At 52.7% G+C, this 13,152-nt stretch carries 9 protein-coding genes; 3 read left to right on the top strand and 6 right to left on the bottom strand.

What is annotated here, in order from left to right; genetic code table 11:
* Positions 1–32 precede the first annotated feature (32 nt).
* The 4 genes from AACZ40_RS10320 to mutM form a co-directional block, all read right to left on the bottom strand.
* A complete protein-coding gene (locus AACZ40_RS10320; RefSeq protein WP_291179867.1) occupies positions 33–1,007 on the bottom strand; it encodes an SDR family oxidoreductase in 975 nt (324 codons plus the stop codon).
* Between the two features lie 391 nt (positions 1,008–1,398).
* Positions 1,399–2,160: a 23S rRNA (guanosine(2251)-2'-O)-methyltransferase RlmB gene (gene rlmB, locus AACZ40_RS10325; protein ID WP_291179870.1), complete on the bottom strand. Its 762-nt coding sequence runs from the start codon at positions 2,158–2,160 to the stop codon at positions 1,399–1,401.
* A gap of 97 nt (positions 2,161–2,257) precedes the next feature.
* Positions 2,258–3,985: an ATP-binding protein gene (locus tag AACZ40_RS10330; protein WP_291179873.1), complete on the bottom strand. Its 1,728-nt coding sequence runs from the start codon at positions 3,983–3,985 to the stop codon at positions 2,258–2,260.
* A 202-nt stretch (positions 3,986–4,187) separates the two neighbouring features.
* The gene (gene mutM / locus AACZ40_RS10335; RefSeq protein ID WP_291179876.1) at positions 4,188–5,036 is read right to left on the bottom strand and encodes a DNA-formamidopyrimidine glycosylase; all 849 of its coding nucleotides are present in this window, start codon (positions 5,034–5,036) and stop codon (positions 4,188–4,190) included.
* Between the two features lie 265 nt (positions 5,037–5,301).
* On the opposite strand from mutM, the gene AACZ40_RS10340 reads away from it, so the two are divergent.
* Positions 5,302–7,188, top strand: coding sequence for a DUF1598 domain-containing protein (locus tag AACZ40_RS10340; protein ID WP_291179879.1), 1,887 nt, complete (start codon positions 5,302–5,304; stop codon positions 7,186–7,188).
* A gap of 139 nt (positions 7,189–7,327) precedes the next feature.
* Here the strand turns inward: AACZ40_RS10340 and AACZ40_RS10345 are convergent, their stop codons facing one another.
* Both AACZ40_RS10345 and glgC read right to left on the bottom strand, forming a co-directional pair.
* On the bottom strand, positions 7,328–8,749 hold the full coding sequence (locus AACZ40_RS10345; protein ID WP_291179882.1) for an arylsulfatase: 1,422 nt from the start codon (positions 8,747–8,749) through the stop codon (positions 7,328–7,330).
* A gap of 520 nt (positions 8,750–9,269) precedes the next feature.
* A complete protein-coding gene (gene glgC, locus AACZ40_RS10350) occupies positions 9,270–10,499 on the bottom strand; it encodes a glucose-1-phosphate adenylyltransferase (RefSeq protein ID WP_291179885.1) in 1,230 nt (409 codons plus the stop codon).
* Positions 10,500–10,911: 412 nt separating this feature from the next.
* Here glgC and AACZ40_RS10355 point away from each other — a divergent pair, with 412 nt between their 5' ends.
* Both AACZ40_RS10355 and AACZ40_RS10360 read left to right on the top strand, forming a co-directional pair.
* Positions 10,912–11,574 (top strand): class I SAM-dependent methyltransferase, encoded by a 663-nt coding sequence (locus AACZ40_RS10355; RefSeq protein WP_291179888.1) that lies wholly within the window; start codon positions 10,912–10,914, stop codon positions 11,572–11,574.
* A 51-nt stretch (positions 11,575–11,625) separates the two neighbouring features.
* The gene (locus AACZ40_RS10360; protein ID WP_291179891.1) at positions 11,626–13,077 is read left to right on the top strand and encodes an amino acid permease; all 1,452 of its coding nucleotides are present in this window, start codon (positions 11,626–11,628) and stop codon (positions 13,075–13,077) included.
* Positions 13,078–13,152 lie beyond the last annotated feature (75 nt).

Here is a 13,152-nt window from a genome sequence, read left to right on the forward strand (position 1 = left end):
GAAACGGTTTTTCTGAGAGTCAGGCTGGCTGATTAACAGCCGCCCCGGCATTTTTTTGATTCAGCACTGGTGGTACCTGCATACCAGTCAATGGTTCTCCGCAGGCCTTCTTCGATTTCCACAACAGGTTCGTAACCCAGGTCGCGTTGAGCAGCGGAAATGTCTGCCCAGGAATGTTTGACATCGCCCGTGCGTGCAGGCTGGAAATCAGGATCGTAAGGCTTGTCCAACTGATCACAGATAAATTTCAGCAGATCAATCAGATTCAACGAACTGCCACAGGCGGCGTTATACACGTTTCCGGAGACTTTATCCGCGGGTGCCTGGGAAGCAAGGATATTCGCCTGAACCACATTGTCGACGAAGGTAAAATCGCGAGACTGCAGGCCATCACCGAAAATCATCGGACGACGTCCTTCCAGCAATGCGGAGGTAAACAGCGGGATCACAGCCGAATAAGGACTGCCAGGATCCTGGCGGGGACCAAAGACATTAAAGTATCGAATGCGAACCGTTTCCAGGTCGTAAGAATTGGCAAAGGCCTGGCAGTACAATTCGCCAGCCAGCTTGGCAGCGGCATAAGGTGAAAGGACTTCTGGTGTCTGACCTTCGTGTTTGGGCATCTGTGCCTGGTTGCCGTAGGCACTGCTGGAACCGGCATAGACGACGCGCTGCACACCGGAGCGGCGGGCGGCATCGAGCACATGGATGGTTCCGGTCACACAGGCTTCATGTGTATCGAGAGGATGTTCCACGCTGCGGGGAACAGAGGCCAGCGCTGCCTGGTGAAACACAATCTCCACGCCAGCGGTTGCCTGTTCGACGGCTGCCAGATCCCGCAGGTCTCCCTGTACGAACTCAACATCGTCTTTAATGTGTTCCAGGTTATGTAGTGCGCCCGTACTTAAATTATCGAAGACTCGCACACGATGACCGTCCTTAATCAGACGTGTCGCCAGATGAGAGCCAATAAATCCTGCGCCGCCGGTCACTAAATAATTTGTCACGATAAATATTCCTGCCTTGATTTTGTTCGGTGGAACCCGCGCTCTACCGGCAGACGCCCGCGCCTGTCAGACGGAGTTCCCGTAACCTGTACCTTCAATGTAGCATTCGTTTCGTGTGTCATTCGTGATGAATTTCAGGGAATTCCCCTGGAAACGATCGAAACCGGTACAAAGCCTGTCTGTTTAAGCATTATAAGCAGGAAATTTCTGTACAACCAAAATAATCTGCAGCTCACACCGAGCGAAACGAACGCGGAGGGCAGGCTTGCGCAGTGGCATCAGGCTTAAAACCGCTATAATCACTACCCGGACCGGAACCTGTAGCAGTCGTAGATATATTGCAGATTATCTCTGTTATTGCAGGAAAATCGTACAAGGTTGAGGCAGATATTTACTTGATGCCCGGTCCGAAAGGTGAAAAGCGGGCGATCATGATGCCTGCGGCGACAGACGCATTGAGTGAATCCACAATGCCGGTCGGCGTCAGCCGGGTAACAACATCACATTGTTCCAATGTCAGGCGGCGGAGCCCCTTCTCTTCATTCCCGATCACGATCAGCCAGGGACGGTCCTGAGAATACGCGGAGACATCCTCTTCGGCATGTTCGGAGGTCCCCATAATCCAGACCCCGGTTTCTTTTGCCTGGGAGATCGATCGACTCAGGTTGGTCTCGACGGCAAATGGAACCGCTTCCATCCCCCCGGAAGCGACATCGTAGACGGTCGCGTTGATGGGCGCGGAACGGTCTTTGGTCAATACAATCCCACGCACACCAAAGAAAGCAGCCGTCCGAAAAATAGCACCGATGTTATGCGGATCCTGAATACAGTCCAGCGCCAGCCAGAGACCGCCTGTCTGTGCATCCTGTCCCGGGTCCGGAAAGAGCTCGCTCAGCGCAGAAGGAATACGTGGTTTGACCAGAGCCACCGAACCTGCCGTGCGACGTCCCTGATCTTCAGACTGGCGGCGGTTCATTTTCTGTGGTGCCGACTTTTTGATGACGACGGGAATCCGCTGGCGGCGCGCTTCGTCGGCGACATCTCCCCAACTGCCCTGCACGGCACCAGCGGTGAGACGGACCTCGGTGACATCAATCGGACGGGTCTGTAAAGCCGCCATGACACTATGTGGATTTTTCAGCTCCAGAGCCACAAGCGCAGATTCCTGAATCTAAGTGGAGAGTAAACTGGCAACCCGACAGCCCGGTGTGCCGGTAGAATGCCAAGGGTAGGCGCTCACTGCGGGAGATTCAAGGAGTGCGCGTCTCAGAATGGTCGTTCTCGCCGAGTTTTTTCTGGGAGTATCTCTGCAGATCGGAGGTTTTAATGCGATTCATGCCCACGGAGGTATCATCCAGTTCCGAGAGCACCCCGTCGTGTGAAAGGCTCATGCGGACAGGCAGCCGCGCGGTAAACGTACTGCCTCGACCAAATTCACTTTCCAGAAAGACTTCGCCGTCAAGCAGCTTGGAAAGCTCGCGAATGATGGATAAACCCAGCCCCGTGCCTTCGTAGGAACGGGTCAACGTATCCCGCGATTCAGAAGAAGTTTTTCCCTGGCGGAATTTTTCGAAGATATGTTCCTGTTCATCCAGGGGAATACCAATGCCTGTGTCTTCTACGATGAGATCCATGTGGTCCGGATCATCCTCGCAGAGTTTTGCTGCCACATGGACACGCCCCCCTTCGGGCGTAAACTTAATGGCATTGGAAAGCAGGTTATTCAGAATCTGCTGGATTTTAATGGAATCCTGAAACAGAATCGGAATCCTCGGGTCGATTTCAGAAGTCAGTTCGATATTCTTTTTATCTGCCAGCGGCAGCATATTGCCTACGCGGCGTTCGATCAGATCTGCCACCGCGATTTCGGAAAGCTGCAGTTCCATTTTGCCGCTCTCAATTTTTGCGAGATCGAGCACATCGTTAATCTGTGCCAGCAGGTTTTTGCCGGACATCTGAATGTTACTGACATAGCGTTTCTGCTTCTCAGTCAGATCTTTCGAATTTGCCAGCAGATCACTGAAGCCGAGAATACTGTTGAGCGGCGTCCGCAGTTCATGGCTCATGGTCGCCAGAAACTCGTCTTTGAGTTTGTTCATTTCATACAGTCTGAGGTTGACCTGCGCCAGTTCGTCGACTTTCGTATCGAGATCCGTATTGACGGTGCGCAGTTCTTCCTGCACGGTGACCAGATGTCGGAGCATGCGGTTGAACGCATAGCTCAGTTCTTCAAATTCGTCTCCCGTACGGATGTCAGCCCGCAGATCCAGATTACCGTGCGCAATCTGATCGCTCACATCTTTCAGGTGCAGAACGGGTTTCACAATCACGTAACGCACAATCGCATAAGCGGCCAGCATCGCCAGTACGGCAGTGACCAGAGCCGAAGCCAGGTTGATGGCATTGTTCCAGTTCTGCGCCTGTTCCACTTTCTGTGAAGGAAAGCGAATATTGACAATCCCGATCAGTCCCCCCAGTTCCAGGTCGGGATCATCGCGGAGTCGATGACAGGAAACACAGGATTCCGTCGCGTGGATGGCACCGTAATACTGGAATTTGCTTTCCGCTTCATCGCGGTAGAAAATTTCGTTTTCGCCCTGCTTGATCCGCTCCAGCGCTTCATAGCCGGCACTGTCGATCGGGCGCTCTTTGGAATCCGCATTGGATGGATTCGCTTTAAAGACTGCCCAGCTGTAATCGCCGAGATCTTTGGGTTTGACCGACTGCGCAATTTTTTCAATCAGCATGCGGTATTGATCGTTCGACTCGGACCATTTCCAGTGTTTCTCCAGGATGATCGGTGCCACGAGCAGACGGGCGGAGGTAATGTTCTGATCGTTGAGAACCTGATTGTTCAACCAGGTATTCAATGAAAAACTGGCCGTGATTAATACGAGCAATCCGCCACCAAACAGGTAGCGGCACTTGCGTTCGAGGTTGGTTTCCCCCAGCAGTTTTTTAAAGGCACGATACGACATGGATTACCAGCGGGTATGAGATCCAGACAGATGCTGCGAAGTCACTTTCACATCTCTCAGGTGATCTTAAGCCAAAATTGTCTGAATAGAAAAGCATGATTCGCAAATTCTCACCTCAATTCAGCGAAATTTATCAGAATTCCAGGTCGCCAATGAAGTGTGTGTAACGTTACCTGATGCTGAGCAGGACAGACCATAGAGTTTACGGCTGCATGATCTGACAGCAGGGACAATAAAATGTAGATCGCTGCGCCTGAACGATCCTGAGAATCTGCGCTCCCTTACAGGACGGACAGTTTTGTTCTGCCTGGCCATAAACACGGTGCTGGTTCTGATATCCCCCTGACTGGTTGAGCGCATTTCGATAGGTGCCATCGCCGAGCGTAGATCCTTCATAGCGAATGGCGGTTTTCAGAATCTGTCGCATTGCCTTGTGTAGCGTTTTGATTTCAGCCATTGATAGCTGATCTGCCGTCCGTTCAGGATGAATGCGGCTCTGATGCAGCATTTCGCTCGCATACAGATTCCCGATTCCCGCGATCATTTTTTGATCCAGCAAGGCAACTTTGATGGCGCGACTCGTCTTCGCCAGTCGCTGCTTCATTTCGTTAACCGTAATCTCCAGGGCATCGGGGCCCAGTTTCTGAGGTCCCAGAACTGTCTCCTGTTCCGCCTGGCTGAGCAGTTGAACCGTTCCCAGTCCGCGTCGATCCCAGAACCAGAGCGAACGCCGGGAACGCCCTTTCTGCAGCAGCCACTCCAGTCGCAGATGTCCTGTATCGGGGGGATCAGAAAGTAACATCAGTCCAGTCATCCGTGGTTCAATGACGAACGAATAACCGTTCTCCAGGTCCAGGATCACCCGTTTTGCACGGCGTCTGACGCCGGTGACTGTTTGATTTAAAGCTTTTGACCGAATGGCTTTAATGCCCGGTTTGAGGGAAATGGGTTTACACGGGCAGGGACAGCAGCGAACGTCTTTCAGTTTACGGCCTTCCACGGCATCGCGGATGCCGCGCACCATGGTCTCGACTTCAGGCAGCTCTGGCACGAATATACTTTCTGTATCGAATTAAGCGGTTTTACGCTGTCAAAGTATTTGAACGAAGTGTTTCTATTCTACTACTTGTAACTGTTCTTTGGATGTCAGAGCCAAGCTGAAATAGGAAGACCAAGAAATTTAAGATTATCCTTGACGTCAGCCCAAAGTTGGACGATCCTAATACATAAAGTCCTTAAACTTCCCATCTTGCAGTACGTGCATATCCGAACTGTAAGGTTGTCCGTTAATATGTTGTGCCTATTGGAGAGCGTCCATGCGCCCTAATCACCCTCGCGTCGGCTCCAGTGTTGTTTCCGTACTGGCAACCGTAGTCTGTTTATCTGTCGTACTGGCAGTCACCTTTTACCTGGTAAATCCCCAGTCTGAAATGACTGTCGAAAAAGCACCAGAACAGGTTCAGACTTCTGTCGAATCGCCGCTGGTACTGGAAGAACAGGAAACCGTCGCGGTGACTCCTGCTGCAGAAACGAAACCGGCGGAAGTCACGCCACGCGTTTCACCTGAAGAACAGGTTGCCGCACATCTGACATCGGGGGAATTCGGACAGGCGATTGAAGTCGCTGAAACCGTGTCCAACCTGCAGGAACGTACTCTCTTGCTCAAAATGGTCGTCAAAGCCCAGATGGACTCCGGAGACTTCATGGCCGCACTGGGAACCATCAACCGCATCCCCCTGGATGAAGAACGCACACAAGCCATGGGCGAACGCGCTCAGGCCATGTCACTCGCTGGTGGATCTCAGCTGGCCGACTTTACCGAACTGATCGACCTGATTCAGTCACAGACTTCAGGCGGCTGGATCGACGACGGATCTGGTGAAGGTTCACTCCGTCAGTTTTCTGCCGGGGTTCGCGTTGACCCGAATGGCATGCTGCATCATATCAGCAAACAGGAACTGAAAGGCGAACTGGAAGCACTGGGTGCCAAAGCCCGTAAAGCCAGCCTGAATAAAAATGTGGCCCAAAACAGCCAGCTGCGTCTGATTTCCCTGACCCGTCTGGAAAAAGAAGTGCAGCAGTTGATTGAAGAAGGCCGCTCTCCCGTTGAGACCATGAAAATGCTGGCAGGCCTGACCCGGGTGGAATACGTATTTGTCTATCCGGAAGATCAGGAAATCGTAGTCGCCGGGCCGGCAGAAGCCTGGATTTATAACGAGCAGGGCCTAGCTGTTGGTGTCGAAAGCGGACGTCCCGTGCTGCAACTGGATGACCTGGTAACGATCCTGCGAACGTTCTCGGACAACGGAGAAGAAATCTTTGGCTGCTCTTTCGACCCTCGTGCGGAAGGCCTGGCACGCGTGAAAGAATTTGTCACGCAATCCAATGCCCGTGGCCCGCTCAGTGCAGGTGCCGGCGTGCGGAATTACACAAAACAGCTGAAAGAAAAACTGGGAATACAGGACATTACCCTGTACGGCGTGCCTGATACCTCTCGTGTCGCCCGCGTACTGATTGAAGCAGACTACCGGATGAAACTGATCGGCATCGGTAAAATGGATGCTGGCAAAAACATCCCCAGCTACTTTGATCTGCTGGCACAGGAAAGCAATCAAAGTGGCATGAACCTGGAAGCGCTCCGCTGGTGGCTGACCATGAAATACGATTCGGTTCTGCATAACCCGCAACGCACCGCTTACCAGGTAGTGGGTTCCTCTGTTCTCTGCCAGTCAGAAAATCAGATTGTCACCAAAGAAGGTGAACGGTTACGAACAGGGCAGGCTGAAAAGCTCAACCGCGAATTCGCCGCCAACTTTACCGAACATTACCAGGAACTGGCAGAGCAGGATCTGGTTTACGCCGACCTGCAGAACATTTTCGACCTGGCCCTGGTAGCCGCCCTGATGCGAAATGAACAGCTGGCGAATCGGGCCGGCTGGGAAATGACTGCCTTTGCTGCCAACGGCGCCTATCGCCCGGCTGAATTCGAACCAGCTCACACGGTAGACACGGTTGTCAATCACCGCGTATTCAACGGCAAAGACGTTGTCGTTCAGGTTGCCGGCGGCGTGCGGGTGGATACGAACTCGGTTGTGAAAAATCAGCAGAACCTGAAAGTCTCCCCCGAAGTCGGAGCCGTTTCCGCTCAGTCTAAAGCACCCGCATTGCCCGTGGGTCGCTGGTGGTGGGACCTGGCAAACTGAGCTTCTGAAGTAAAATCAGACCGTAGTAAAATATGATCAATCAAAAAACCGCAGCCTGTTACCGGGCTGCGGTTTTTCTTATTGAACTCCCGATCGATTTCATCGCATGGATTTCACCGCTTGTAATTTCAAAGGGGGATTATTTCACGTAACCTTTGATGCCCACCGATTCCAGCAGCTGGGGGAAATCCCGTGGCTCGGAATGGGCCTGCTGCATGATCTGCTGCAGGTCTTTGATTTTTTCCGGATACTGTTTTGCAAGGTTTTTTGTCTCACCGATATCCTTGCCCAGATCGTAAAGTTCAATCGGCTGATTCATACGGTTCTGCACGGCTTTCCAGTTTCCCTGACGAACCGCACGAGAACGAATCTTCCCTTTCGTGTATTCCCAATAGAGGTACTCATGTTCTGGCTGATCTCCTTTTCCCAACAAGGTGGGCAGAAATGAAATGCCGTCGATATCGACTCCGGAGGGAACTTCTGTCCCCGCGACCTGAGCCAGTGTGGGCAAGACATCCCAGAATGCGATCTGCAGATCAGATGTTTTTCCTGCTGCGATTTTCCCGGGCCAGTTCGCGATGAAGGGAACACGCAGACCACCTTCATACATGGAACCTTTATGACCTCTCAGCGGCGCATTGCCGTTGAAGAAATCGGTCATCTCTTTCCAGGCTCCCCCCTGCCCGCCATTATCGGAAGTGAAAATAATCAGCGTGTTATCACGAATCCCCAGGTCTTCCAGCAGTGTGACGATCTCTCCCACATGATCATCCAGACGCGAAATCATGCCGGCAAATGTCGTCAAACCATCTTCGGAACCGATATAGCCAGGACGGGGATCCGGAATCGGGGTTTTGGGAAACTGTCCGCGGTACGGTTTTTCCGACTCTTCAGGCACTACCAGTTCCACGTGAGGAATAATATAAGGCAGATAAGCAAAGAACGGCTGCGCTTTATTTTTCTGGATGAAGGCTTTGGCATTCTCGTGGATCAGATCGTGAATGTAGCGACCGCGCTGATTGTTTTCGTTTTCCGGCAACATCAGTTTCTTTTCGTTCTGCCAGATCCAGAAGGGATAATAGAAGTGAGCGTGAACCTGCAGCAGCTGACCTGTGAATTCATCGAAGCCCTGATTGCCGGGGCGACCGGGAGTTCCTTCGTAGCCCAGGCCCCATTTGCCGAATGCGCCTGTAGCGTAACCCGCATCCTTAAGCACTTTGGCGACGGTGGGATCTTCGGCGTACAGCAACTGGTTCAGGTCGTTGGCACGCACGGCAGTATGACCAGTATGTTGTCCCGTCATTAAAACACTGCGCGAAGGCTGACAGACCATGGAACCGGCGTAGGCCTGAGTGAACTTCATCCCCTCTGCTGCCAGCTTGTCGATATGCGGCGTTTTGATTTTTTTCTGACCGTAACAACCGAGTTCCGCGTAGCCTAAATCATCGGCCATGATAAAAATGATGTTCGGTTTCTGCTGCTCTGCCGCCTTCAGTCTGACGGGAGTCGAGTGACCCAGACTGCAAATGAGAGCCAGAAGAATTAAGAGTGGGCGAAACATGATGCCAGATCCTTTCGAAGTTTTTGATTTCGTGTTTTTTTGAAATATTTACACGCTGAATTTGCATTCAGAATGCTTTTTAAAAAATCGTTTGAGATTGGTATTGACCGATTCAAAATGAGTTTCTATTCTCCCCGCACCATTGGCGTTCACGCTGATTTCCAAAACATCAAACAGACCATTCCTGATAACATCACACCTCACAATGACCGTTATCAATCCCTTTTTCAACCTTCAAGAATACACTGGTGTCTGCTGAGTGATTTCATTCACTTGGTGGAAAGATCGAATGCCTGATGCACGGATGCTGTGGCATCGATCTTTTTTGAAGCTTTAAAATCGGAGCGTACTTTGAGGCGTGACTGGCTGGTGTGAAACTTATAATGGCGAACAATCGCCTCCCGGAAGTAGTACAAGTCCTTCCCCCCCCTGGGCTACTGCTTCCGGGAATTTTTATGCGCTGTGCCTGATGCCAGTGCGAAACCGGTATCAGGCCAGACGCGCAGTGTCAGAGTTCAGTCTATGACGGGAAGCCATCCATCTTGCCGATGACCACGATGCCGGATTCGGAAACCGCAAAGCCACGGCTTTTATCCGCTTCGAGGTCATAACCGATCTCGCAGCCTTTGGGGATGGAAACTCCTTTATCGATGATCGCATTGCGAATTTTCGCATGCCGCCCCACGTTGACCCCGGAGAACAGAATCGAATTATCGACTTCCGCCCAGCTGTTGACGCGCACGTTCGACGAAATGATCGACTGACTCACGCGGCCGCCTGAAATAATCGAGCCCGCACAGACCATACTGTCCACCGCCTGACCCACGCGGGGTTTATTGCCTTCACTCTGGGCAAACACGAACTTGGGTGGAGGATCGGGTGGCTGATAAGAGCGGATCGGCCAGGTGTTATCGTACAGATTTAACTGGGGATGCACGGAAACCAGGTCCATGTTCGCTTCGTAATACGCGTCGATCGTTCCGACATCCCGCCAGTAGTAACCATCGCCTGTATTTTTATCCTGGAAGGGATAGGCCCGTACCAGGTGGTCATCGATGATCGACGGAATAATGTTCTTGCCGAAGTCATGCGAACTGTCGAGCTGGGTCGCGTCATAACACAAGCGCTCGAACAGGAAGTTCGTGTTGAACACATAGATGCCCATGGAGGCCAGACTTTTGTCCGGGTGACTGGGCATGGGAGCGGGATTGGCCGGCTTTTCTTCAAACTTGACCACGCGCATGTTTTCATCGACGCCCATCACGCCAAACTGGGTGGCTTCATCACGATCGACGGGAATGCAGCCGATGGTCACATCCGCGCCGGATTCCTTATGGTCGCGGATCAGTTTGGAGTAATCCATTTTATAAATGTGATCGCCGGAGAGGATCAGAATGTGTTCCGACCGAGCCCGTTCGATGGTGTAGATATTCTGATAGACGGCGTCTGCGGTTCCCTGGTACCACTGTTCGTCAATCCGCTGCTGGGGAGGCAGAACGTCGATAAACTCATTCAGTTCCCGGCAGAGGAACCGCCAGCCCAGATTGATATGTCGGTCGAGGCTCGCAGCTTTGTACTGCGTCAGAATCAGAATCCGACGCAAGCCGCTGTTAATGCAGTTCGAAAGTGTAAAATCGATGATGCGATATCCGCCTCCAAAGGGGACAGCGGGTTTTGCTCGATCCCGGGTAAGCGGTTCCAGTCGTGATCCCTTACCACCGGCCAGAACCAGGGCCAACACATTTCGCATAACTGTTCCTTCCTCAACATGGAACAAGATCCCTGCGGACTCATTCCCTGATCCATCAATGTATTTTAACAGAGGTTTTTGACGCGCTTAATTGAACAATTCGAACAAAGCACATTCACAGACCAAACGTGAAGGTTTCATTCCCTGCGCTATGAATTGTGCGAACGCTCTCTCTATGTTGTAGCATGCGACGACGATGAAAGGAATTCAAAAAAACAACGTTTTGTCGAAGATCTTTTTTCTCAGACTTTCCGACTCCGCCAGTTTGGCATGCCCCCGGATAGTCTGCTCGACTGGCCACCCCAATTAATGAAGTTTCGATTGTTTTCCGGCCTGCGACTTCTCTCGATTGATTGTTCAATTTATAATTTGTGACATAAGTCTCTCACCTTCCAGCCTGGAGCACACAGCCATGAGTACCACCGACGAAAAACAGACGAAATCATTTTATGACCGTATCAGCCATTCCTATGACATGATCGCCGACTCCAATGAGCATGTGGCCCGGGAAAAAGGGCTGACTGCACTTGCGATTCAGGAGGGAGAATCGGTTCTGGAAATCGGTTATGGCACCGGTCACTCACTGGTGGCGCTGGCAGAAGCCGCAGGCACAACCGGCAAGGTGACAGGCGTGGACATTTCGGACGGAATGAAAACCGTCTCAGAAAAACGGGTCACGGAAGCGGGCCTGGCAGACCGTGTGGAACTGACCGTTGCCAATACGCCTCCCCTGCCCTTTGCGGATGGCAGCTTTGATGTCGTCTCAATGAGCTTTACCCTGGAACTGTTTCCGCTGGATACCATCCCCACCATGCTGGCAGAAATCAAGCGGGTGCTGAAGCCGGGCGGCCGACTGGGCGTCGTCTGCATGGCACTGCCCAAAGATGGCAATCAGGACAGCTTTCTGGAAAAAACCTACAAGTGGATGCACCAGCACTTTCCGCACATCGTGGACTGCCAGCCGATTAATGCGACCCGTTTATTGCAGGATGCGGGCTTTACTCTCAAAGAAGATGACACCATGGAAATCTGGACGATGCCCGTCTCCGTGCTGGTCGGCACGACTCCTGCCTGATCCCTGGTTTCACCACATTCCTTTCCGGCTGGACAGGGGACTGCATTCAATATGCCCTCAGAGCAACAGCAAGCCGAGTCGGTTCCCTCAGCGGATTCCCGCTTCCAGAAGCAGCTGACGCTCTGGGACACGGTGAATATCATCATCGGCATTGTGATCGGGGTTTCGATCTTCAAAGTGCCCGGTCTGGTGTTCGGGAACTCCGGCTCGATCGAAGCCGGTTTCGTAATCTGGGGCCTGGGTGGTCTGCTGATGCTGGCCGGGGCACTGTGTTACGCCGAGCTGGCATCTGCCATACCGGAAACGGGGGGCGACTATGTCTTCCTGTCCCGGACCTACGGCGACGGCTGTGGATTTCTGTTCGGCTGGGCACAGTTCATCGCCATCAACCCGGGCAACATCGGCATCATGTCGTATGTCTTCGCCGATTACGCCATCTCGTTTCTGAATGCCTCCGGCTTTGAAATCCCCGCAGGCTGGTCGGTCATCCTGGCGGCTGCCTCCGTCTGTATGCTGCTCTTTTTGAATCTGCTGGGGCTGATGGTCGGCAAGTGGGCACAAAACATTCTGACGTTGGCCAAGATCGTCGGACTGGCGGCGATTATCGTGAGTGGCGTCTACCTGGGACTGCAGGGAACAGGCGCAACCGTTATCGAACCGATTAAAGAAAACCCGGATGCGAAACTGCAATATGGACTGGCGATGGTATTCGTGTTGTACGCTTTTGGAGGCTGGAACGATGCCGCGTTCGTCGCTGCCGAAGTCAAAGAGCCGGGCAAAAATATTCCGCGGGCGCTGATCGCAGGCACCGGAGGCATTCTGGTCATTTACCTGCTGATCAACTTCGCCTACCTGTGGGGGCTGGGCTCTAGCCGATTGCTGCAGTCCTCCACACCGGCGGCAGAACTGCTGGGCAATGCCTGGGGTGATCACGGCACTCAGATCATCAGCCTGATAATCATGATCTCCTCACTGGGTGCCATCAACGGACTGATTATTACCGGCTCCCGCGTGAACGTGCGACTGGGCATGGATCACCGCTTCTTCGCCGTCCTGGCCCGCTGGAACCGCCGCGTCAACGCGCCCCTCTATTCACTGCTGTCACAGGGAGTGATTTCCATCGTGATGATTCTGCTGGTGGGCACGAAAGCAGGCCGCCGTATGATCAATGCGCCGTTTACCCTGATCCAATCTGACTTCATCGAATGGGAAAAGTACCAGGACGGCTTTGATACCCTGCTCGTCGCAACGGCTCCTTTGTTCTGGACATTCTTTCTACTTACCGGCTTGAGCCTGATCATCCTGCGGTTTAAAGCCCCGCAGATGGAGCGACCCTTTCGCGTCCCCCTGTATCCCGCGACGCCGATCCTGTTTTGCCTGACCTGTCTCTACATGCTTTATGCCAGTCTCGACTACGCCCGCGGCCTGGCATTACTGGGCCTGATCCCGGTACTGATCGGCGTGCCTTTGTACTGGATGAGCCGCCGGAAGCCTTCCACTTAACAGTATTTGCCGAATCGTGTCCCGCGCTCCAATGATGACTCAGGATGCTGGCACGCTGGTTGCGATTTGTTTACC

Origin of the sequence: uncultured Gimesia sp. (genome assembly GCF_963972345.1) — a bacterium.
GTDB lineage: Bacteria > Planctomycetota > Planctomycetia > Planctomycetales > Planctomycetaceae > Gimesia.

Excerpts from the sequence above, each read along its gene's own strand:
- AACZ40_RS10330 (WP_291179873.1), bottom strand. The coding sequence starts at position 3,985 with ATGTCGTATCGTGCCTTTAAAAAACTGCTGGGGGAAACCAACCTCGAA.
- AACZ40_RS10340 (WP_291179879.1), top strand. The coding sequence starts at position 5,302 with ATGCGCCCTAATCACCCTCGCGTCGGCTCCAGTGTTGTTTCCGTACTG.
- AACZ40_RS10345 (WP_291179882.1), bottom strand. The coding sequence starts at position 8,749 with ATGTTTCGCCCACTCTTAATTCTTCTGGCTCTCATTTGCAGTCTGGGT.
- glgC (WP_291179885.1), bottom strand. The coding sequence starts at position 10,499 with ATGCGAAATGTGTTGGCCCTGGTTCTGGCCGGTGGTAAGGGATCACGA.
- AACZ40_RS10355 (WP_291179888.1), top strand. The coding sequence starts at position 10,912 with ATGAGTACCACCGACGAAAAACAGACGAAATCATTTTATGACCGTATC.
- AACZ40_RS10360 (WP_291179891.1), top strand. The coding sequence starts at position 11,626 with ATGCCCTCAGAGCAACAGCAAGCCGAGTCGGTTCCCTCAGCGGATTCC.